The organism is Acidobacteriota bacterium, from assembly GCA_035529075.1.
GTDB lineage: Bacteria > Zixibacteria > MSB-5A5 > GN15 > FEB-12 > DATKXK01.
The window spans coordinates 111,681-133,381 of record DATKXK010000010.1 but is presented as its reverse complement, the minus strand read 5'-3'; the positions used below and the strand labels follow the sequence as shown (position 1 = coordinate 133,381).

The 21,701-nt window shown below is 59.0% G+C and carries 18 protein-coding genes, 1 tRNA gene and 1 pseudogene; 1 reads left to right on the top strand and 19 read right to left on the bottom strand.

The annotated features are described in order from the left end of the window. Position 1 precedes the first annotated feature (1 nt). The 6 genes from pheS to VMY05_03805 form a co-directional block, all read right to left on the bottom strand. Positions 2–1,015, bottom strand: a complete 1,014-nt coding sequence (pheS, locus tag VMY05_03830; protein ID HUV30207.1) for a phenylalanine--tRNA ligase subunit alpha — start codon at positions 1,013–1,015, stop codon at positions 2–4. A 17-nt stretch (positions 1,016–1,032) separates the two neighbouring features. Next, complete coding sequence (rplT, locus tag VMY05_03825; GenBank protein HUV30206.1) at positions 1,033–1,383, bottom strand: 50S ribosomal protein L20; 351 nt, start codon at positions 1,381–1,383, stop codon at positions 1,033–1,035. Positions 1,384–1,421: 38 nt separating this feature from the next. Further along, entirely contained in the window at positions 1,422–1,616 is a 195-nt protein-coding gene (gene rpmI, locus VMY05_03820) for a 50S ribosomal protein L35 (GenBank protein HUV30205.1), read from the bottom strand. Positions 1,617–1,704: 88 nt separating this feature from the next. After that, positions 1,705–2,253, bottom strand: coding sequence for a translation initiation factor IF-3 (gene infC / locus VMY05_03815; GenBank protein HUV30204.1), 549 nt, complete (start codon positions 2,251–2,253; stop codon positions 1,705–1,707). Between the two features lie 24 nt (positions 2,254–2,277). After that, positions 2,278–4,221 (bottom strand): threonine--tRNA ligase, encoded by a 1,944-nt coding sequence (thrS, locus tag VMY05_03810; GenBank protein ID HUV30203.1) that lies wholly within the window; start codon positions 4,219–4,221, stop codon positions 2,278–2,280. 78 nt (positions 4,222–4,299) lie between these two features. After that, positions 4,300–4,376 (bottom strand) — tRNA-Val (locus VMY05_03805). Between the two features lie 313 nt (positions 4,377–4,689). On the opposite strand from VMY05_03805, the gene VMY05_03800 reads away from it, so the two are divergent. Continuing rightward, positions 4,690–5,283, top strand: a complete 594-nt coding sequence (locus tag VMY05_03800; protein ID HUV30202.1) for a class I SAM-dependent methyltransferase — start codon at positions 4,690–4,692, stop codon at positions 5,281–5,283. A gap of 90 nt (positions 5,284–5,373) precedes the next feature. On the opposite strand, the gene VMY05_03795 is transcribed toward VMY05_03800, so the two are convergent. The 13 genes and pseudogenes from VMY05_03795 to VMY05_03735 form a co-directional block, all read right to left on the bottom strand. Further along, positions 5,374–6,258: an HDOD domain-containing protein gene (locus VMY05_03795; GenBank protein ID HUV30201.1), complete on the bottom strand. Its 885-nt coding sequence runs from the start codon at positions 6,256–6,258 to the stop codon at positions 5,374–5,376. Positions 6,259–6,275: 17 nt separating this feature from the next. Continuing rightward, a complete protein-coding gene (locus VMY05_03790) occupies positions 6,276–6,596 on the bottom strand; it encodes a hypothetical protein (protein HUV30200.1) in 321 nt (106 codons plus the stop codon). Between the two features lie 86 nt (positions 6,597–6,682). Next, a complete protein-coding gene (locus VMY05_03785; protein ID HUV30199.1) occupies positions 6,683–7,135 on the bottom strand; it encodes a hypothetical protein in 453 nt (150 codons plus the stop codon). Positions 7,136–7,148: 13 nt separating this feature from the next. Continuing rightward, positions 7,149–7,574, bottom strand: a complete 426-nt coding sequence (gene fliS, locus VMY05_03780) for a flagellar export chaperone FliS (protein HUV30198.1) — start codon at positions 7,572–7,574, stop codon at positions 7,149–7,151. Positions 7,575–7,595: 21 nt separating this feature from the next. Further along, entirely contained in the window at positions 7,596–9,929 is a 2,334-nt protein-coding gene (gene fliD / locus VMY05_03775) for a flagellar filament capping protein FliD (protein HUV30197.1), read from the bottom strand. Positions 9,930–10,033: 104 nt separating this feature from the next. Next, positions 10,034–12,229, bottom strand: coding sequence for a flagellin (locus VMY05_03770; GenBank protein ID HUV30196.1), 2,196 nt, complete (start codon positions 12,227–12,229; stop codon positions 10,034–10,036). A 292-nt stretch (positions 12,230–12,521) separates the two neighbouring features. Then, positions 12,522–15,218 (bottom strand): tetratricopeptide repeat protein, encoded by a 2,697-nt coding sequence (locus VMY05_03765; GenBank protein ID HUV30195.1) that lies wholly within the window; start codon positions 15,216–15,218, stop codon positions 12,522–12,524. A 3-nt stretch (positions 15,219–15,221) separates the two neighbouring features. After that, a complete protein-coding gene (locus VMY05_03760; GenBank protein ID HUV30194.1) occupies positions 15,222–16,871 on the bottom strand; it encodes a tetratricopeptide repeat protein in 1,650 nt (549 codons plus the stop codon). A 97-nt stretch (positions 16,872–16,968) separates the two neighbouring features. Then, positions 16,969–17,445 (bottom strand): flagellar assembly protein FliW, encoded by a 477-nt coding sequence (fliW, locus tag VMY05_03755; protein ID HUV30193.1) that lies wholly within the window; start codon positions 17,443–17,445, stop codon positions 16,969–16,971. Between the two features lie 25 nt (positions 17,446–17,470). Further along, a complete protein-coding gene (gene flgL / locus VMY05_03750; GenBank protein ID HUV30192.1) occupies positions 17,471–19,390 on the bottom strand; it encodes a flagellar hook-associated protein FlgL in 1,920 nt (639 codons plus the stop codon). A gap of 185 nt (positions 19,391–19,575) precedes the next feature. Then, positions 19,576–19,758, bottom strand: a pseudogene (gene csrA, locus VMY05_03745) (carbon storage regulator CsrA). A 45-nt stretch (positions 19,759–19,803) separates the two neighbouring features. Beyond that, on the bottom strand, positions 19,804–21,198 hold the full coding sequence (gene flgK / locus VMY05_03740) for a flagellar hook-associated protein FlgK (GenBank protein ID HUV30191.1): 1,395 nt from the start codon (positions 21,196–21,198) through the stop codon (positions 19,804–19,806). Next, a complete protein-coding gene (locus VMY05_03735; GenBank protein ID HUV30190.1) occupies positions 21,198–21,701 on the bottom strand; it encodes a flagellar protein FlgN in 504 nt (167 codons plus the stop codon). Before VMY05_03735 ends, flgK begins: the two co-directional genes overlap by 1 nt.

Genomic DNA, 21,701 nt, shown 5'->3' with positions numbered 1-21,701 from the left:
CCTAGTTAAACTGCCTGAGAAACCGGACGTTGTTGTTAAAGAACAGCCGGATATCGTTGATTTTATACTTGAGCATAGCCACGCGCTCTACGCCCAGCCCGAACGCGTAGCCGGTATACTTCTCCGAGTCATGCCCGGCTGCCTCGAGCACGGCGGGGTGAATCATACCGCAACCGAGAATCTCCAGCCAGCCGGAGTACTTGCAGAGCTGGCAGCCCTTGCCCCCGCAGAGAAAGCAGGAGATGTCCACCTCGGCCGACGGTTCAGTGAACGGGAAAAAGGACGGGCGGAATTTCAGCTTAAGGTCTTCGCCGAAGAAGTTGCGACAGAACGCCACCAGGGCACCCTTGAGGTCCGCCATAGTCACACCTTCGTCGATGAGAAAGCCGTCGACCTGATGAAACGATACGTGCGCCCGGGTGGATATCTCTTCGTGGCGGAACGTCTTCCCCGGGGCGATGATCTTGATCGGCGGTTTTCGCCTCTCGAGTTCGCGCGCCTGCACCGGGGTGGTGTGGGTCCGCAGCAGCCTGCCGCCTTCGACGAAAAACGTATCCTGCATGTCGCGGGCAGGGTGGTCCGGCGGAAAGTTCAGGGCCTCGAAATTGTAATAGTCCGTCTCGACATCCGGCCCGCGCGCGATTTCGAAACCCATGCCGTAAAAAGTCCGGCAAATCTGCCCCATGACCTGATTGATGATGTGGATAGTGCCGACTGTCTGGGCGGTCCCCGGCAGGGTGGGATCGAAGGCGGACAATCTTCGTGAGGTCGAGAGCCGGCCCATGGCCGCCGAGAAGCACTCTTCCAGCTGAGCACGCATCTGGTTGGCGCGGGCTCCGGTCCGCTTTCGCTCCTCGAGCGGAAGATCCTTCAGGCTCTTCAGGAGCGACATGACCGGGCCTTTTCGCCCGAGATACTGAACTTTCAGTTCCTCTAGCGAACCGAGCGAATCGGCCTGTCCGATTCGCTCGAGCACTTCTTCCTCCAACCTGGCAACTTCATCCAGAAGCGACATGGCCGACCGGACTCCGCTTACTTGCCTGCAGCGATTTCAGCCAGCCTGGTGAACGTAGCCATATCGCGCGCCGCGATATCGGCCAGGGCCTTTCTATCAAGCTCAACACCGGCCTTCTTCAGGCCGTTTATGAAGGTCGAATAGTTGGTGTTGCAGCTTTTGGCCGCCGCCGAAATGCGCGTGATCCAGAGGGCACGGAATTCGCGCTTCTTATTGCGCCGGTCACGGTAGGCATACTTGAGCCCTTTGTTAACCGTTTCCAGAGCCGTACGGTAGAGCTTGCTGCGCCCTCCGTAGTTGCCCCGGGCCTTCTTGAGTATCTTTCGGTGCCGCCTGTGGGCTGCAACGTTGTTTTTCGCACGTGGCATATGTGTTCATCTCCCGGCCGGAGCCCGGCCTCGAAGTCTCAGTAGGGAAGCATTCTCTCTACTTCGCGGAGGTCCGCCCCCGAAATGAGGGTGGGCTTCCTCAGTTTGCGAAGCCGCTTGGTGGGTTTCTTATTCAGTATGTGGGTTTTGTAGGCATGGCGCCGCTTGATTTTGCCGGTGGCGGTTCGCGAGAACCGCTTGGCGGCACTACGCTTGGTCTTCATCTTGGGCATGTCATTCCTTTACTGCAATTCGACTCAGTTGTCTGATTTCAACAGGGTGAGGCGGTCGGTCGGAAACGGGACTGACCGGCCACGGGGCCTAGTCCTCCGTTTTTGCCGCCTCCTTCTCCGCCTGGATTTTCTTGAGCAGTCCCGCCTTCGGGCTGAGTATCATACTCATCGTGTAGCCCTCCATCTTCGGCGCGACGTCCACCTGAGCGATGTCCTCCAGATCCTCCTTTACACGATTGAGGATCTTCCGACCGAACTCCTGATGGGTCATCTCTCGACCGCGAAACATGACGAACACCCGGACTTTGCTTCCAGCTTCCAAGAATTCGCGAACGTGGCGCGTCTTGAAATCGTAGTCGTGATCATCGATCTTGGGCCGGTACCGCATCTCCTTGAGCTGCAAGGCGTGTTGACGTTTCTTGGATACTTTGTCCTTCTTGGCCAGTTCGTACTTGTACTTCCCGAAATCCATGATGCGACAGACCGGCGGCCGGCTGTCCGGGGCAACTTCAACCAGATCCATGCCCCGCTCCCGCGCACGCTCAAGAGCTTCGCCGATCGGCAGAATGCCGACCTGCTCACCTTCCGGTCCGATCAACCGAACAGGGGACATCCTGATTCGGTGGTTAACGCGAATGTCTCTGGTGCCTATGAATTCCTCCTATATCTTTTCCTTACCGTCTGACACGCTTCCCTTCGAGGCAACCTCGGCCTGCAGCAGGGCAACGGCCTGATCGACCGACTTCACACCTATATCGCCGGTGCCGTGTTTTCTCATGGCGACCGAATCGGCGGTGGCCTCCCTGCCGCCGACGACAAACATGTACGGCACCTTCAGCAGCTCGGCGTCGCGAATCTTGGCTCCGATCTTCTCCGACCGATCATCCAGGGTAGCCCGTAAACCGGCTCGCCGCAGGCGCTCAAGCACGCCCGAAGCATACTCGTTCAGGTCATCGGTTATCGGCAGAACCTTGACCTGGACCGGGGCCAGCCAGAGCGGGAAGTTCCCGGCGTAGTGTTCGATCAGGACACCGAAAAACCGTTCAATGGAGCCGAGCAGGGCTCGGTGGATCATATACGGCCGCTTCGGCTTGCCGCTCGAGTCAATATAATGAATATCGAACCGCTCCGGCAGTGAAAAATCGAACTGAATGGTAGAGCACTGCCATGATCGCCCGATGGCGTCCTTGATCTTGATATCGATCTTGGGGCCGTAGAATACGCCCTCTCCCTCGTCGACCGTGTACGCCAGGCCGGCCTTCTCGAGAGCCGCCTGAAGGCCCGCCTCGGCCCGGCTCCAGTCGGCGGCACTGCCGATGGCCTTATCGGGGCGCGTCGAGAGGAATATGTCATACTCGGTAAAGCCGAACGATCTGAGTATATGCACGCAGAAGTCCAGCAGCCAGATCAACTCGTCCTCCATGCCCTCGGGGGTGACGAAATGATGAGCGTCATCCTGGGTAAAACCACGCACGCGCATCAGGCCGTGAAGCACGCCGGGGCGCTCGTACCGGTAAACCGTCCCCAGTTCGGCCCAGCGCAGGGGCAGATCGCGATAGGACCATCGCCGCGACTTGTACATCTGGATATGAAACGGGCAGTTCATCGGCCTGAGCTGGAACTGCCGCTGATCCACGTCGATCGGGGCGTACATGTTCTCCCTGTAAAAATCCGTATGGCCGCTTTGATGCCACAGATCCAGCAGCGCCACATGCGGCGAGTATACTACTTCGTACCCGTTTCTGAGGTGTTCGTCGCGCCAGAACGTTTCAATCTCGTTTCGTATCCGTGCCCCCTGAGGCAGCCAAAGAATAAGGCCGGCCCCGACTTCGTCCGAGACCGTGTACAGTTCGAGCTGCCTGCCGAGCACGCGGTGATCGCGCTTGCGGGCCTCCTCCAGGCGTTGCAGATAGCCGTCAAGCATCGATTTCTTCGGATACGAAACGCCGTAAATGCGCTGGAGCATCCGGCGGTTCTCGTCACCGCGCCAGTAGGCCCCGGAGGACGAGACCAGCTTGAACACTCTCACCATACCGGTCGTCGGCAGGTGCGGACCGCGGCACAGGTCTACGAAACGCGAGTCCCGGTACAAGCTGACGGTGTCATCTTCCAAATCCTCGAGGAGTTCCACCTTGTACTGCTCCCCGCTCTCCTTGAAGAAGTCAATTGCCTGCCGGCGGTTCATGTCCTCGCGCTTGAACGGCGCATCCTCGGCGATAATCCGGGCCATCTGCTTCTCGATGCGCTCGATGTCCTCCGGGGAGAACGGCTTGTCTACATCGAAATCATAATACCAGCCCTCGTCAATGGGCGGGCCGATAGCCAGCTTCACGCCGGGGAACAGCTCCTGCACGGCCTGGGCCATGATATGCGAGCTGGAATGCCAGAACACCTGCCGCCCCTCGGGGTTATCGAAAGTGAGAATCTCAATCGGCGCATCGGAGGCAATCGGATAGCTCAGGTCGCGGACCCGGCCGTCAACCTTAACGGCAATCGCCTGACTGGCCAGCCGTGGGGAGATTTGCCTGGCAATCTCGGCTCCGGTGATACCGGAATTGAACGGCTGAACCGATCCGTCCGGGAATTTTATCTGTACTTTTGCCATACTGTCAAATAAGTCCTATAACTAAATACGGGAGGCTGGGCCAGACCGTGCACGACAGCTTCCCGCACAAGCCACCAATGGTGGGCGATACTGGAATTGAACCAGTGACCCCTTGCATGTCAAGCAAGTACTCTAACCAACTGAGCTAATCGCCCACACGTCCAAGTTTTATCAATTCGGCCGAATTTCGACCCGACCCTAATCCTATAACCTTATATCGAACTTGTCAACAGAATTTTTAGCCCCACGCCACTGACAACTTTATGAATCTTAACGCCTTACGCACGGGTTGACCCGGGAACAAGGCCGCAGCCCACCTGCGGGCGCGGAGCGGGTCGGGCGTGACGTCCCTCGCTACAGATCGCGCCTAGGACGCCGATATACGTGGTAGAGACTTAACTTACATGGACGTAATGCGAGCGCACACTCGCCGCATACGAGCCGTTCGATCCGCACAGGAGACAAGCCATGCCATCCAGTCAGATTAGTCAGATCAGCACCATAATGGAGATCGTGCTCGCGACCAGGCCGCAGTCAGTGCTGGACGTCGGGGTCGGTTTCGGCAAGTACGGGTTTCTCTGTCGCGAATACCTGGAGCTATGGGACGGACGCGACAGATACGGTGACTGGCAGAGACGTATCGACGGCATTGAAGCTTTCGAACAATACCTCACGCCGGTGCACGAACACATTTATGACAACATCTACGTCGGCGACGCCCTGAGCCTGCTTCCCGGGCTGGATACACACTACGATCTTATCCTTCTAATCGACGTTATCGAGCACTTTACGCTTGACGACGGGCGTGCTCTTCTGGCCGAGTGTGCGCGAAAAGCAAACGCCTGTCTTGTCTCCACGCCGCTGGCCGCCTCGGCCCAGGCGGAGGCGTTCGGCAACCAATACGAGGTCCACCGTTCACAGTGGACCGGCCGACATTTCGACGACTACGCCAACAAGGTGTTTATCCCCAACGCCAGATCGCTGGTCTGTTACCTGCGTTTCGACGGGGCACGGGTACAGGCCAGAACGGCCCCGGCCGCCGCACCTGACGCTCAACGCTGATTTCGCGGCGGGGATGGCCCGAGGCCGGGCAAAAAAAAGCCCCGGGAAACACCGTCCCGGGGTTACGCGAGTTGCATCTCCCGTTCCGCCTCAGGCGATACCGACCATTTTCATGAAGGTCTCGGCCTTCAGGTATTCCTCCCGCAGAGCTTCACAGTGAGCCTGCATATCAGCCTCCTCGATCTGCAGGTAATCCAGCACGCCGGCCCCGAGATGACCGATCAGATAGCGGTCCTCGTTCTCATAGAACGTCACCTTGGCCAGGTGGTTGGCGACGTGGACATAGAACGCAAGAGCATCATCGTTTTCGCTCAACTGCGGGTGGTGGTGATATCCGATAGCCTGCATGAGCCGCTCGGGGAGTTTCCATTGCTCGGCCAGGACTGCGCCGAGCTGGGCATGGTTATATCCGAGAACCTGCTCTTCAATCTCGTGGGTGGGCGATTCCCGGTCCTTGGCCCGTGCCTCCGAGAAGATCTCATATTCCTTTCTCAGAAAGCAGCACAGAATGTTCTTGCCCACGTCATGCAGTAATCCGGCCGAGAACCCGGCATCGGGATCAATGACGGCACGGCTCCGGACCTTTCGGGCGAGCAGACGGGCACAGAAGCCTACGGCCAGGGAATGCCGCCAGAACTTCTCCTGGTACTCCTGATCAAACTCATCTCCCTTGAACATGTCAAGGACCGAGGCGGACAGAATAAGATTCTTGATGGCCTCCATGCCAACGACGACCACCGCCTGCTTGACCGACTCCACCTCGCGCGTGAGCCCGTAGAAAGCCGAGTTGGTCAGTTTGAGCACCTTGACCGACATCGCAGGGTCTTCCGACAGGATGCCGGCGATTTGGGCGGCGGATACATGGGGATCGTTGATCACCTTCTGGATCTGATGAAATACAATAGGCGGCGTAGGGAGATTCCTGATATTGGAAATAACCTGCCTGACTCGGTTGTCAATCGTGGCAATAGCCATATCTGCGATCCATTTGACTACAAGTTCAAGTCTTCAATCAAGCGGTCGGCAATCAGGTCCCTGATGTCCGGTCGGTCGTAGAAGCCCTCCCGAGCCCGTTGACGGGCCTGCTCGATCTTATCTTCTCTCGGCCGGTCGGCGCGGTCGACCGCTCCGTCACCGGTCTTCTCCGCCCTGAGGGCGGCATCGGCCAGCTCTGCCAGCCGGCACCTGGCGTCCCGGGAAATCTCAACCGAATCCTGCGGCGGGGCGCCCTTCTCAACCGCCTCCTGCCGGTCCTGCGACCTGTCGGCGGGGGACGGGAGGGGCGGTTTGTTCGACAGCGGTCCTATCTCCATCGTTTTACCTTCCAACTATCCTATCGTCGGCACGCTACCTGAACTTTAACTTTAGGCAGCTCACTATTGCATTTTCCGCGGGCGATTCAACTCTTGCCGTCGACGAAGTGCGGCAACGGGTCGACATTGCCCATGTACTGCAGTATCTTCTGACTGCTCCTGAGTTCCTCCAGTTCCGCTCGAATTCTCTCGTGCCGATCACGGGCGTACTGCTCGTTTTCCGCGACCAGCCGTATGTTTTTCTTGACCAGCGTTATGATACAATTGACCAGCCGCTTGACCTCGGGGTGGACCGACGCGACGCGAAACAATTGCGGGCTTGTCTCCCGGATCGCCGTAATCTTCGCCTCGGACTCCCTGATGCGGCACTGGCAGCGCTCGATCTCGGCATACAGATCGAGCAGGTTTTCGTCCTTGTCGTACTTTACGACATCCCGTTGCTTGTCCAGCAAGATGTACAGCGATTGGTAAAAGGAGTACTCTTTTTTCAAGACAGCAATGAGGCCCTGTTCGAGTTGCGTGATCGCGTTCGTGTCCATACCCTCCTCGTACCTATGCGCGAGTGGACCGCGAGCCGGAAGCGGCGTTGTCCGGCGGCGTCCCGGCACCGGGGACCTGGTCTCTGATGCCAACCCAGCCCTCGCGAATGTTTTTCAAAATCTTGATGTTGCTGTGTATGACACTTAAGTCCTTGGTCGCCTGGACTAAATCAGTCTGGTTGATCAGAAAGGCATACAGCGCGCCCAGTCTCTCGGCGATCTCGCCTCCCCGTTCAAAATCAAGCGTCGTGTAAAGGTGGGTCACGAATCTCCTGGCATGCTCCAGGTGTTCGTGACCCTGCTGCAGGTCGTTGGCCTCGTAACTCTCGACGGCGGCCGTATACGCCGATACGGCCCCGTCGTATACCTGGACGATGAGGTCAAGCTGCGACTTGCCCATCGTGTCGGTGCGCCGGTAAGCGTTCAGCGCGTTTTCCATAACCTCCCTGCCACCTGCCCCTTAGTCTCCGGTCCGAACCCAGTTGGCGTTGATATTGGCCAGTTGGCTTGTAAGGTAGTCTCCCTGGGCGTTGAGTTGACCGAGGATTTGTTCCATCCGCTGGAACTGAAGAGCCAGCCGTTCACGCCGCATTACCAGCCGTTCGTCAAAGGCCGTGACGCGCTCCTTCAGATATTCGATCTGATTCTGATACGCCCGGATGCGGCGGTCTATCATGCCGTCCCCCACCTTGGTGAGGCTGTCCAGCACGGTCTGGAGATTCGAAGCCACGCCCTTGGATAAAGTGATGGTTCCCTCGCTGCCGCTTGTCAGCCGGTCGGCATCCAGCGTGATCCGCAGCTTCAACCCCTCCGTCGTGGCGTTGCCTTCTTTGCCGGTCAGATACTGCCCGCTGCCCTCAGCCGCCTCTCCGTTGATGGTCCCCTCCACGTCCTGGCCCGGGACGGCGGTCCCCGAAGCCAGACCCAGCAGAGCAAAGGCGCCGCTTGGAATTGAGGTAACGATGCCAACCTTGGACCCGCTGCCGTACGTCGAACTGGTCAGTTCCAGGTACCCGATCCCCGAGCCGGACTCGACCCATTCGACCGACAGGCCCCGGTTACCGATCAGGGGGTCGCTGTCAATCTTGTCCTGGAGTTCCCGGACAAGCTCGTCGGCCGAATTATACGTTTTCTCCGACAGGATGATATCATCGGACTGCACACCGTTTATGGTGAACTTAAGACGGTTGTTGGAGCTGTTCAGCGTCAGCGGCGTGGCGGTCGGGTCGGCGATGCCGCTGCCCCTGTAAACGCCGCGCGTAGCCGCCTGCGTAATGTCAACCTCGTAATCTTCGCCGACCCTGGTCTCGTTGCCCGCCGACACGAACTCGATGGAACTCGAGGAGCTGTTGCCCGAGTCGGCGAACAGGTCTATGACGTCGTCCAGATTGTTGCGCAGCGCCTCCTCAAACCGGCTGGTATCCTTTATGGACAGCTTGCCGTCCGTGCCGGTGCGTATGCCGATCGTGAACAGCTGGTTGAACTTCGAGGTGAGACCCGTGACCCGTGACGCGATGACGCGCCTGATGGAGTACTGCATGGACTGGACCACGGAATCTCCGAACAGCACTCCCGTCTCCTTGGTGTCCTCGCTGTACGCATTCTGCCGGTCTATGAAGTCGTTGACGTCGTTGTAGGCGGCGATCAGGTCATTGATCCTCTCTTTTATGCCGGTGATATCGATGTCCGTCTTGATGGTCACGTGGTCGCCCGGGAGCGTTTCCTTCTCCAGTTGGAGAGACACGCCGGCGATGACGTTGTCGAGCGTGTTTGTCTCGGAGGTCACCGTGATCGGCGAGCCGGTTCCGCCTGCCGAGCCGATAGCGACCCGGGCGTCGGAAGCCTGCTGGAGCAGCGGCGCAAACGTCTGCACCTGAAAGATGTCACCGGACTTCAATTGACCGGTCGAGAAGGTGAGTTTGAGCCCGTCGGCTCTCGCACCGACCAGTTCCACCTCGGCATCCGCCTGGGTGACGACAATTGACCCCGAGTCGGTGCCGTCGGTCCAGTCAATCGTGATATTGTCGGTGCCGACCGTCTGCACCCCGGTGCCGGCCACGGTGAACGTATAGATCTTGTTTTCATTGCCGGTGTAGGCCGCCGAGGCCCCCAGCGAGATGGCGGCATCCGATCCGGAATCCATGCTGACGGCTTCGGGATCGTCAAAGGACGACGTCGAAAAATTCAGGTTGTTGCCGCCGGAAAGGTTCGAAGTGACATTGATCGTGTTGGTGACGCCGCTCGTATCGGCAGAAAGAATCAGCCGGTAGGCTCGGGAACCGGAGCCGTCGTTTATGATCGTGGCGGTGACGCCGGCGTCGGCGTCGTTGATCGCCTTCTTGATTCCCACGAGCGAGTTGTTGCCGGCGTCAATGGTGATAACGTCGGGTGAGGCGGAACCAACGCTGATGGTTATTGTGCCCGTGCCAAGCGAGGAAATCGACTCATCGGAGAATCCCTGCGAGGCCAGCTGGTGGTTGCGGGCCAGTGACAGCACCTGCAGGTCATAGGAGCCCACGCTCACCCGCCCGCTGGCCGTGGCGCTCAGGATCGATTCATCGGAGACGGATATGGAGGCTTTTTCAAAGGTGCTTCTCCTCATGAGAAGCGCTGACTTGGTCTTGAGCGCGAGGATTTTTGCCTGCAGGGCCTTGAGAGTGGAAACGATGTTAGTTTTGGCGGCCTGTTCCGTCTCCATGAGCACGGCCGGGCGCCGCTCAAATTGCATAATGGCATCGATGTATTCGGCGGTGTTGATCCCCGAACTGATGCCCTCGATCGAGAAAGATGGCATGTTACTCCTGTAATCGAATCGACATCACTGTCGTTATGCTTGCCTGTGTTGTTGGATTCGGGGGAGGTCAAGCCTCCCCCGAATCGCATCTATCGCCATGGCGATTAGAAGAGTGACAGAACCACCTGCGGGATCTGGTTCGACTGGGCCAGCATAGCCATGCCCGTCTGCACCAGGATCTGGTTCTTGGTAAATTCTGACATCTCTTCCGCCATGTCAGTGTCACGAATCTGCGACTCCGAAGCCGTCAGGTTCTGAGCGGCAACGCGGAGGTTTCTCAGGTTGGACTCCAGAGTGTTCTTCTGGAACGATCCGAGAGTACCTCTGGCCGTCGACACCTCGAGAATGGCGTTGTCGATGAGCGCCTGGGCGTCCTGAGCGCCCTGGACGGTAGTCACGTCCATTTCCGCCAGCGAGGTGAACATGTTGCCGGCGAGGTTCTTGGCCAGTGACGAGGCCGCCATGTTACGGATGCCGATTTCGGTCGTTTGACCGACGTTGCCACCGATCTGGAAGACCAGCGACTGGTTAAAGTTGTTGATCGTCTCCGTACCGCCGTTGGAATCCAGGCCGTACCTGACAACGATCGACTCACTGCGGTTGGCATTGAAAATGGTCGAGTTGATACCGGCCGTCACCGAGCTCGCCGGGCCGCCGTCCAGACGGACGCCGAACTTGGCCGCCTTGACATCCAACAGCAGGTTGCCGACGTTGATACCGTTCAGAGCCGTTGCCACCGTGAAAGTGGCCGTACCACGGCTGCTATCGTCGGCGTCCTTGTTGTACAAGGTGACGTCGTGGGTGGTCCCGTACTTGGCGGCCGTAATGGTGTTGGTGTAGTCGTCAAACCTGACCAGGGCATCAATCCCCGTATTCGGCAGGGTGTCCGTCGTCAGCCCCAGGACGTTGATTAGGTTCCCGACGCCCGCGGTTCCGGCGTGCTCACTGAGCTTGATGCTGTATGCCGAACCCTCGTCCTGTGTCGAGAACTGGATCTGGTTGGTGTTGGCCTCCGTAGCCACGATGTCGTTAACACCGCCTATAATGGTCCCGAAACCGCCCGAGCCGCCAGTGGTGGCAAGGGCCGTGTTCATGGCCGTAATCAGCGTGTCGAGACTGTTGTAGCCGGCCGCCCCCACCGTTGCCTGGGCCGTCCTGCCGCTTGCCCACTGCTCGGTCACGACGGTAAACTCGAGGACGTTAGCCGACTGGCCCCGCGAGGACGCGGCCGTGAAGTCAAAGAGCTGGCTGCCGGCATCAGCCGGATTAGCCGTGACTGACTCCACCCGAACCGTGTACTGGGCACCGGTGTTGGCCGTCTTGATACGAATCGGGCTGCCGGCGGCGGTCGCTGTGACAACCAGCCTACCCGCCAGCTCGGTATTCAGATTGATTTGCGACTCAATCTTGCCGGCGACGTCAGCAGCCGTATCGTTAAGAGCGACGTCGATCGAGACCACCTGATTACCGGCTGGTGACTCACCGTACTCCTGGTAGTTCAGGATGATGTCGTAGGTCCCGACGTTACCCGCGGTGGCAACCGCCAGAGCGGCGGCTGACGAGACCATACCCGACGTTGCCGCGGCGGCAAGGGTCAGGTCATTGCCCCAGGCATCCGCCAGGGTAATGGTACCGGTCGATTTCTTGGCCACGTCGGAGGCCTGCAGCACGTCGAGGTTGTGAATCTTCTCCACCAGGTTGGCCGGATCGCCGTCCGTGTTGGCGAGCGACAGACCGAGCGAGGTGGTGTTCAGCGACGCCGTCGAGTCAGCCGTCTTGGTGGCTGAGATCGAGTGCAGGCCGGTCGACAGGCCGGACTTGATAATGCTCAGGCCCGAGGAGTTCGCCGACGTGATGGTGGCGATGTTATCCTTCGAGCCGTCGAGGATCTTCTTCGTACCGAACTGGGTGTTGGCCGCGATCCGGTCAATAGTCTTGATCGCGTTGGCAATTTCGGCCTGGTCGGCAGCCAACTGATCGGTGTCGTTGAAGCCCTCGTTGGCGGCGTGAATAGCCAGCTCTCTCATCGAGATCAACAGGTTGTTGATTTCGGTGAGGGCGCCCTCAGCCGTCTGGATCATGGAGATCGATCCTTCCGAGTTCTGGATAGCTCGGTTCAGACCGGCAATCTGAGAGCGGAACTGCTCCGAAATCACCAGACCGGCCGGATCGTCTGCCGCTGCGTTAATTCGGAAGCCGGACGAAAGTTTCTGCATTGACTTCGTCAGTGCATCATTCGTCAGCTTCAAGTTCCTGTTGGCATTCAGAGCCGCCAGGTTGTGGTTGATACGAAGTGACATCAGTCAATCCTCCTTGACTATGTATCAGGTTTCCTTACCGCTTGGTATCGGTTTTGGGTTCTCCATGACGTCACTTCCTATGTCAAATCAGTCTCCAATACGAGTTCTTCCGATAAACATCGGTTTGCGTACAGGACGGTCTTGGTGCGCGGTATACCCTCCTCTTACTTTACATTGGCTTGGCTACACCGAATCCTTGTGTCATACTCTGTTCATCGGCAAAAGGGTAAGCGACTTAAGAGTTCTCCCCCCTCTTTTTTGTGGGTCACACAGGGCCGGGCGGTCAGGCGATCTAGGCCTTCCCGGCCGGCTGCGAAAGGTGGCTGAGGCGGTCGTGGGCAGGCTTGAAATGAGGATCGATCTGCAGCACGCGGCGATATCCTATGATCGCCGAATCTGTATGTCCCATATGGAGATAGCATTCAGATAGATTATACAGGGCAAGCGGATCGTTCGGTTTCTGCTGTAAGTACTTCTCGTAATAGGACATAGCAGAGTCGAAATGTCCCATTTTCGCATACAGGTCTCCGACAACGTGAAGGAAGTCATGCTCGGACGGCTCGATCTGGAGGTACTTTTCCAGCGCCCATATGGCCTCTTTCGGCTTGTCGAGCCGGGCACGGGTCAAACCGAGGTTTCGGTAGACCACACCGGGGACGGAACTGCACTCCATGGCCTGCTGGTAGTACGTCTCGGCGGCCGCATAGTCTTCCATCTTATAGTAACAGTTGCCCAGATCGTTGAGGATTTCACCGGACGCGGATCCACGGGCCGCCAGATCGGCATAGAGACCGGCGGCCTCCGACCAGCGTCCGGCCCCGGTAAGGGCCGAAGCAAGCTGGATTGACAGCGCCTCCGTGGCGCCGGCCATGGCAATTGCCTTCTGGAACAGTTCGCCGGCCCGGTCGTACCGCTCAAGGGTGAGACAGAACTGGCCGAACTGCTCCGGCGCGTTCGGGTCCTCCGGAGCCAGCTCCATGGCCTGGCGGAAGCACTCCTCAGCCCGGTCGTTATCTTTCAGGCCGGAGTAAACCGCGGCCAGGTCCAGCGCCAGGTCTTTTGTATTGCCTGCTCGCTCGGCCTGCTGACGGAGGTATCGTTCCGCCTCCGGCAGGTTGCCCTCACGCTGGTACAGCAGGCCGAGTCGGCGGTTGGCTTCGAGATAGTCGGGCTTTGCCCGCAACGTCTCTGAGTACCACTTCCTGGCCAGCTCGGTATCTCCCTTGATCTCGGCAATCATGCCTAACCCGTAGCAGGCTGCAGGGCGGCTGTCGACGTGGGACAGGATGATGTTATCGTGTTCGGTCGAGGCATGAAACGACTCCTGGGCCTGCAGGTACACCTGGTAGGCCTCGGCCGCCTCGTCGTACCGGCCCAGGCGGCTGTAGGCATGGCCCACCAGCAGCAGCGGATCAAGGTAGGCGGGCTTGATCTCGAGGGCGCGACGGGCACAGGCCAGCGCCTGTTCATGGTCATTCAGGTAAAAGTGTGTCCAGGCGAGCTGGTTGAGACCCATCAAATGAATATGCCGTTCCTTTGGCGCCTCCGGATTCGTCAACTCGACCGCCCGCCCGGCGGCGTCAAGGATCACCGGTCCGTTGTCACGGATGGACCGGTTGAACCCGGTCAACAGCACCTGGGCGTAGTTGAAAAGCGCAAACGCATCGTCCGGGTTTTCCTCGAGCTGTTTCTCCAGCAGGCCGCGCGTCCGCTCCCCTTTCCGTTTCATCTTTTCTTCAGACAAATCGTACCCGTAGTGGTCGAGCCGGACGTCCACCCGGGCCACGGGGACGTCGTCGGGAACGTTGAGAAGGTTGTGAACGATACCCTCGTACCGAAGGTTGAGGTCACGTCTGAATAACCGCACGGACGGCAAGAACGTCACCATGTCCCTCTGCGACCCGTAGACGTTGAACACGTTAATGCAGTATGCGGGGTACTTACCGCTGTTGACAAGTTCCCGCAGCCTCGGAACGCTCTCCTGCCTGACTTTTTCATCAGCGTCTATAATGAATATCCAGTCGCAGGTCGCCTTGTCCATGGAGTAGTTGCGATGCCTGGAGAAGTTGTCTTCCCAAGCCTGGTGGTACACCGTAGCCCCGAAGGACTTCGCTATCTCCACCGTCCTGTCCGTCGAGCCGGTATCCACGATGACGATCTCGTCGACCCAGTCGCGGATGGACCTCAGGCAGTTCTCGAGCATTTCCTCTTCATTTTTCACGATCATGCAGGCGGATATCGTGGCGGAGTTCTCCAGCCTGGAGGCCAGCATGCGGAGTTCCTGCACCTGCCGGCAGTCCCTGAGACCTGCCCTGACAATCGACTCCGCGCTGCCGCAGTCCTTTTCCTGCATATAGAGGTTGGCCAGGTTGAGATACGGAAAGTGATTTGTCGGATCAGCGGAGATCGCCTGCTGCCATGTCTCGATGGCCAGGCCCGTCTCGGCCGTCTCCCGGTACGCGGTGGCCATGAAATTCAGCAACTGCGACCGGTGCGCGGAGGTCGCGGTGAAATGTGTGCCCGCCGGAGCGGCGGCAGACTCGTCGAACGCGGAAAGATACTTCCGGCAGGCCTCGAGGGCGTCACCGAACTCGCGCAGCGATACTTTGAGGTACGCCAGGGCGTAGTACAGGTCCAGGGCCTCCGGACAATCTTCCAGGGCGCGTGCGATGACGGGTTCAGCCTCGGCAAAGCCGTGCTCACGGACGTAACCGAAGGCAATCAGGTGGTCATACTTGCGCCGCCGGGCGGCATCGCTGAACGGGTACTGCCGTTCGAGCGGCTGGAGCACGGACAGGACCTTATCCTCGAGGTTATTGACGTAGTAGTACTGGGCCAGAGCAAGCGCCGCGCCGACGTCGGCCGGATCGCTTCGCACGGCCATCAACAGCCTGTCGAGGGTGGCTCCGGCGGTAGCGGCGCTCCTGACGGGCGGCCGCCCGGTGCTCTTGCGGTGCCGCGTGACCTTTCCTGTCCTGGACTTTGCCACGGTTCAGTCTCCCCTCTCGGCGGTCGCATCTTCGCCCTTCAGCGACAGCAGCAGGCCTGCGATTTGATCCACCTTGTCCCGAAGGTTGAACCTGCGGGCGATATACTCACGGTTTTCAACGGCCAGGCGGCGGCGGTCGACGCGCTCATACTTCTTGACGAGCTCAAGGCAGCCGTCCGGATCTTCAAACAGGCAGCCATCCGGGTAAAGGCGGTCGGCGCCGTACCAGTTGTGGACAAGCGGCATGAGTCCCGACGCCATGCCTTCAGCAATCGAATAGTGGAATGATTCGAACAAAGAGGTCGAGACGACGAAATCCTTGTCGGCGTACCAGGCCGGTATGTCCTCCACCCAGCCGTGGAAGGTAACGGGCAGCGGCGAGTGACGCAGGAAGTTGTCGAAGTATAGGGCGATGCGCGAGTCCTGATGCGTCCCCGCGACGTGCAGGCTGTAGGCCGGGTCATACTCGTGTATTTTCTTGAAGCAGTAAAGGAGCAGCGGCGGGTTTTTCTTGTAGTTGATGTAGCCCACCGAGGCAATCTTCTTGCCGTACCGTTTGTCCTCGGGAATCGTGAACCGCTCGAGATCCAGGCCGTTGTGGATAACAACGGTATCAACCCGGTTGGCGATCTGCCCCGCGGCGATATCCCTGACCGATTCGTTGACGAAAACAAGGCGGTCGACCTTGCTCCAGTCGACTCGGGAAGGCATATCGGTGAAAGCTTCGTAGCTGTGCAGGCGGGCTATAATCCGGCCTTGTTTCGGTAGTTTGGTGGCCTCTATGAGCAGTTCATCGCACCACTCGAACCAGGACACGTCCGCCCATGACATCAGCTCGGCTATCTGCTCGACGGTGTCGCCCTCGAAATACCGAACGTCGTTGCCTCTGCCCAGCGCGGCGACGATATCCTGCACAAACGCCCGGTGCGAGGCGAACACGGCAATTTTGCCGATACGAGGCGGTGCCGGTTCGACCGATTCACTGACGGCTGTGCCGGACGCTTGGACGGCCTCCTCCGGCCCCGGGCCCGCGGCCGCCCGGTCGAGAACCTCTTGCCATCGCGAAAGCTCGGCCCGGGAGATCGCCGACAGTGATTCGCATTTTCCCTGAAAGGCCAGGAGTTTTCGGGCTCGCTCCAGCAGGCCGTGCCTGAGGAAATATTCCATGGCGTTATTGCGCGCCTTTCTGAAATTCGGATCGAGCCGCAGAGCGCGGTAGAAGCTGACTTCAGCGCGGGAGGGCCTTTCCGCGTTCAGCCACAGGACGGCCAGGTCATTCTGTAATTCTGCGTTTTCCGCATGGAAGTGCGCCAGTCGACGCAGTTGGTGCAAAGCACGGTGAAGCTCGCCCTGAGCCATGTAGACCAGCGCCAGGTTGTACCCGGCATCGTAGTTCCCCGGTGATATTCCCAGTGCCCGCTCAAAATGCTCCACGGCTTCATCGCGGCGATCGCACTTCAGGGCGATAAGCCCCGCCGTGACCGACACCTGTGGGTTGTCAGGGTTCATTTGTGCCAGTTGGGAGACTGATGGGTAGGCCGAAATGAAGTCACCGGCCTGAAGATAGGCGTTCGCCCGGCGGGTCAGTTCTTCGCTGGAGCAGGGCGCCGTTCTCGCCCCACGCGATTGAGCCTGTGAGTGTCCTACTTTCACTCTCGAAATCCGATTTCTGTGCGCCTGCACAAGGCTGCAAGGCACTGATCGATTCGGGCTGCCGATCCCGGCACCCGGTGGCCGGACACAACCGGCATCAGACGGGGGCCAGTTCTTCCTCCTGTACGGCCTGAATCGGCAATTCGTCCAGGGCACGCAGGAGGGAGTGCTTCACGCGGTAATCGGAGTTAACAAGCACCAACTGCTTGCCCAAGTTATTCTCGGTGTTGATGAGAATAGGCCCCTGAAGGTTGACCGACATGTTCTGCGGATCATCCGGAACAGTCGCAACAACATAGGTCTCCACCGATTCGACGCGATCAACTTTCAGTTCGGCGATCTCGTTGGAGTTGATCTCGATGCGGTAGTCCGGAAAGAAGACCACCGGGTTGACGACCAGGAATGCCACAGCCGAATCCTCGGTCGACTGCAGCCACAGGAACGGCTTGAGCTCGTCGATCTCGACCAGGCAGAAGTGCCGCAGTGACTCGAAGCCGAGAACCGGCCGCTCCATAGTGATAAGCTTTTGTGGAGGCACTTCCAGCGTTCCAAATCGCATGCTGTTTACGAGCATAAGAACATCCCTCTGTTAATCCCTATCAGCTTAGAAAATCCAGCAGGCTCGGTTGCACGATCTTTCCGGCGGAGATCAACGCGGCCCGATAGTTGTTTTCATATGTCGTCAGGTCGGTGACGAGTTTTGAAATATCCGCATCTTCCGTCTTTGACAGCAGGTCGGTGAAATTGAGGTTCAGGTCCAGCAGCCGGCGATCGGTTGCCTCCAAACGAATCGTGCGTGCACCGATGGTGGCCCGCTGCTTGAGAAGTTGCAGCAGCCCGTCGTCAAGGTTCTGCAGCAGCATCCCGGTGCCCTCCTGGTCGTCCTTTTCCAGGGCGTTGCGCAGGGTCAGCATACTGCCCAGCAGATCGCTGGAACCAAACAGTTGGAGGGTTTTTGCCGTCCGGCCGTCACCGTCTTCTTCTATGCTGAAGCTCCTGGTGGTGTCATTGTTGACAACCTGTATACCCCGACCGGAGGCGTTGATGGAGGCCGTGATGTCGAGACCTGAATTGTTAAGCTCGTCCAGAAGGTCCTGAACGGTCACAAGCGCAGGATCGGTCACGTCAACGGTGTGAGTCGACCCGCCCTGGTAGACCGTAAAGCTGCCCAGGCCGGCGCCCAGCCGGTTGTTCAGGCTGGTCAACAGATCAGTGACCTGCAGGCCGGGGTCAAGATCTTCACCCACCCTGGTGCCGGGGAACTCACCGAGAACGCAGAGATCACCCGCCGTGGTGCCGCCATTCTCGGCCACCTCGAAGCGAGTCACCGGGTTGAGGTCATCTCCGTCGAGCGTCGGGTCGACCGCCCCGACGATTCCGAGACCCGAGGCCGTGTGGTTGTCCACGTCAACGTCCGTGATCGTCAACCCGAGCGGCACGCCGTTGGTATCGGTGATTACCAGTCCGGTGTTGGCGGCGTTGACAGCCATGGTGACGTTGGCCACGCCGGCCGCCGCGAGCTGAGCGTTGAACTGTGTGATGACATCGCCTATCGTCTCCGCCCCGGAGAGATTCACCTGTACGCCGATGCCGCCGGAGTCCGTCAATTGTATCGTTCCCGGTTCGAGATCAATACCTTTGCCTTCGTTCAGGTCGCTCAACAGCGTGCTGTTCGATATCAGGCCGTTCTCGGTCGCTTCCAGGGTTATGTTGTTTCCTTCATCACCAAGACGAGCCACGAGGTTGGTGATTCCGGAGGCAGTGAGTTCAGCATTTATGAGCGTCAGGACGTCATCAACGGTGGTCGCGCCGCTGATATCCACGGTCGCGACGGGAAGGAAATCGAGATTCCTGTCAGTGATGGTAAACGAGCCCTGATCGATGCCGTTGCCGTTGTGCAGGTCAGCCAGCAAAGTCTGTCCGGTGACGCCAACCTGAAGGTCGGCGTCCTCGCCGAGAATACAGAGCCGTTCCAGGAACGCGGACGCGCCGTCCAGATTGATCGTCATCAGGGACGAGGACTCGACATCGAACTGGATCTCCCCCCGGTCGCCCCGATACAGAACACCGTTGCCCGACACCTCGAACGGGGTGACCTTTGTCCTGAACCCTGAGAAGACGCGGCGTCCCTCGAGTTCCGTGTTGGCCAGCTGTACGAGCTGTTCGATCATCGAGCGGATCTCCTGCGCCGATGCTTCCCGTGCCGCCGCGTCGTAGTTGCCGTTGGCCATCGCAATGGCGACCTCCTTGGCCGATGAGACGATGTCCTTGACGTCGGCGAGAACCGAGTCGTACGTGGTCATCCAGGTCAGTCCCTGGGTCACGTTCTTGCTGTACTGGGCGATCTTGGCCAGTTCCGTCCGGTACCCCAGGTCCCGCAGCGTTCCCAGCGGATCATCAGAGGGTTTGTTGATCCGGCGTCCCGACGACATGTTGGTCTGCATGTCGGTGAAGCGCCGAAGTGACCGCTGCATGTTGAAGACGACCTGGGAGGCCATCATTCCGTTGGTTATGCGCATTGCCGCCTCTCCCGGGTTCCGGCGCCGGTTTCAGTCCCGGCCGCCGCCGGCCGCTCGGACTAACCGCTGTGTTTCTTTTTGGACGGACTGTCCTTGTAGTCGACCACCGAGGATCCGGTGCGGTGCGAAGACCCGCCGATCTTGTCCTTGATCATCTTGACGACGCCGAGAAGGTCACCCTTGATCGTCTTGGATGCCTTTCGATTCTCGGCCTGGATCTTGACATAGATCTCCTCGCGGTGAACGACGACGCTGCTTGGCGCCTCTATCCCCAGGCGTACCTGGCGACCACGAACACCAAGGATCGACACCTTGATGTCATCGCCGATGGTGATAGATTCGCCCAACTTCCGTGTTAGTATCAGCAAGTCACCCTCCGTGGTGTATTGCTCGGCCCCGAGGGGCCTGAAATGTTATCTTCCCACTATGCCCATGGCCCCGATGACGACGTCGAGCGCCTCATCCATCACCGTGATGACCCGGGCGGCTGCATCGTAGGCGTGCTGGAACTTGACCAGATTGGTCATCTCCTCGTCCAGCGATACGCCCTGGACCGACTGCCGGGCGTTCTCAACCTGGTATCGCAAAAGTTCATAGTTGTCCGAGAACGACGTCGCCTCACGCGACTCGACGCCCAGTCCGCCGACAAGACCGCTGTAATAGTCGTTGAACGTCATCGTGTTGTCGGTCATTACCGTCACGTCCCGCAAATCGGATAACTGCAACGCAATCAGGTTGTCGCCGTCCGGGGTGGACGAGGCGGCGATCTTGTTAATGTCCTGCTCGATATCCGCGTTCAGCCGGATCGTGGCGGCGTCGGTAAACCGCGGGTCAAAAAAAGCAACATCAGTGGAACCGTTCTGATATCCGTAGCCGGAACGATGGATGGTGTTGACCCGTTCCACGAGTTCCCTGGTAAGTGCGTTAAGCTCTTCGAGGTACCGTGGAATAATCTCGTCGCGCGATTCCGTCAGGCCGGCCAGCTGACCGTCGATGTTGGCCAGCGTGACGTCGGTCCCTTTCCAGACCACCCGGTGCGTGGTTACGCCCGCCTCGTTCTCGGCCACGGTGTCGATATCGAACGAGTCAGAGCCGTCGACAAGCACCATGGCACCCATGTAAACGATGTTGGCCCCGTTGGCCTTGTCAACCGTGCGCACGTCCACGACGTTGGACAGCTCGTCGATCAGCCGATCACGGGCGTCCCGCAAATCGTTGGCCTTCCTGCCACCCAGCTCGGTCGTCTTTATCTGCTGGTTCAGCTGCGAAATTTCGGCAGTCAAGCGGTTGACATCTTTGGTCATGTCGGTCAGGTCGCGGTCGATCGCGTCGCGGAGCGAGGTCAGCTGCTTGGCCAACTGGTGCAGTCCGTTGATGAACTGGTTGGCCTTGGTCCGTATCATCTGTCGATGGGTGCTCGAATCAGAGTTCGTCGACAGATCCGACCAGGCGTCCCAAAACTGGTTGAGGTAGTCGTTCAGGGAGTTGTCCTGGGGCTCGTTGAACAGCGACTCGATCTGCGACATTGTTTTCTGCTTGTACGTCCACTGGCCCATCGCCTTGTTGGCCTCGCGGTACTGTTGGCCGAGAAAGAGGTCGCGCACTTGGCGGACGTCGTCAACCTGAATACCCATCCCCACCGAGCCGTAGGTGAGGGTTTCCGGCAGGGCGGACGAGATGCGGACCCGCTGGCGGGTGTAACCGGGAGTGTCGACGTTGGCGATGTTGTGACCGATGGTCTGGAGCGTCACCTGGTGTGACAGCAGTGCGCGCTTTCCGATTTCCAATCCCTGAAACAAGCCCGGCATCATACCCTCCTGTCCACGGCCACGTTGGAGCCTTTGCCGGCGGCGGCACCGTCGGCGGCGTACGTATGGTCAGGGTTCTTTATCTTGGACAGCGCCGTCATCGTGCGGGCAATGAACTCGCGCGACTGGTTTAACAGCATCGCGTTCGTGTTCCGGGCCCGGGCGATTCGATCGTTCATGTCGAGAATGATCTCCCTGAGCTGCGTCAAGCGTTCCGCCTGGTCCCTGTCCGCGAACTCGAGAAGCCTGGTGACGGTTACGTCCCCTTCGAGGCTGTTGGCGGCCTTGATCTGACGGATAAGCTCGTCGCGCTCCCTGCTGAGCAACCGGCTCTCGACCAGTTTCTCACGCTGTTTATCGGTGACTTCGTTCAGGCCCTCAAGGTGATTGGAAACCAGCGTCCGCTTCTGCTGGTCCAGCAACTCGAGGAAGGACTCAAAGAGGGCGGCTTCACGACCGATTATGTCTATCAACCGATTAAGCATGTCCGATATTGGCTGCAA

Excerpts from the sequence above, each read along its gene's own strand:
- fliW (HUV30193.1), bottom strand. The coding sequence starts at position 17,445 with ATGCTCGTAAACAGCATGCGATTTGGAACGCTGGAAGTGCCTCCACAA.
- rpmI (HUV30205.1), bottom strand. The coding sequence starts at position 1,616 with ATGCCCAAGATGAAGACCAAGCGTAGTGCCGCCAAGCGGTTCTCGCGA.
- fliS (HUV30198.1), bottom strand. The coding sequence starts at position 7,574 with ATGGAAAACGCGCTGAACGCTTACCGGCGCACCGACACGATGGGCAAG.
- VMY05_03795 (HUV30201.1), bottom strand. The coding sequence starts at position 6,258 with ATGGCTATTGCCACGATTGACAACCGAGTCAGGCAGGTTATTTCCAAT.
- VMY05_03790 (HUV30200.1), bottom strand. The coding sequence starts at position 6,596 with ATGGAGATAGGACCGCTGTCGAACAAACCGCCCCTCCCGTCCCCCGCC.
- VMY05_03770 (HUV30196.1), bottom strand. The coding sequence starts at position 12,229 with ATGTCACTTCGTATCAACCACAACCTGGCGGCTCTGAATGCCAACAGG.
- flgL (HUV30192.1), bottom strand. The coding sequence starts at position 19,390 with ATGCGCATAACCAACGGAATGATGGCCTCCCAGGTCGTCTTCAACATG.
- rplT (HUV30206.1), bottom strand. The coding sequence starts at position 1,383 with ATGCCACGTGCGAAAAACAACGTTGCAGCCCACAGGCGGCACCGAAAG.
- pheS (HUV30207.1), bottom strand. The coding sequence starts at position 1,015 with ATGTCGCTTCTGGATGAAGTTGCCAGGTTGGAGGAAGAAGTGCTCGAG.
- thrS (HUV30203.1), bottom strand. The coding sequence starts at position 4,221 with ATGGCAAAAGTACAGATAAAATTCCCGGACGGATCGGTTCAGCCGTTC.
- VMY05_03785 (HUV30199.1), bottom strand. The coding sequence starts at position 7,135 with ATGGACACGAACGCGATCACGCAACTCGAACAGGGCCTCATTGCTGTC.
- fliD (HUV30197.1), bottom strand. The coding sequence starts at position 9,929 with ATGCCATCTTTCTCGATCGAGGGCATCAGTTCGGGGATCAACACCGCC.
- flgK (HUV30191.1), bottom strand. The coding sequence starts at position 21,198 with ATGCCGGGCTTGTTTCAGGGATTGGAAATCGGAAAGCGCGCACTGCTG.
- VMY05_03800 (HUV30202.1), top strand. The coding sequence starts at position 4,690 with ATGCCATCCAGTCAGATTAGTCAGATCAGCACCATAATGGAGATCGTG.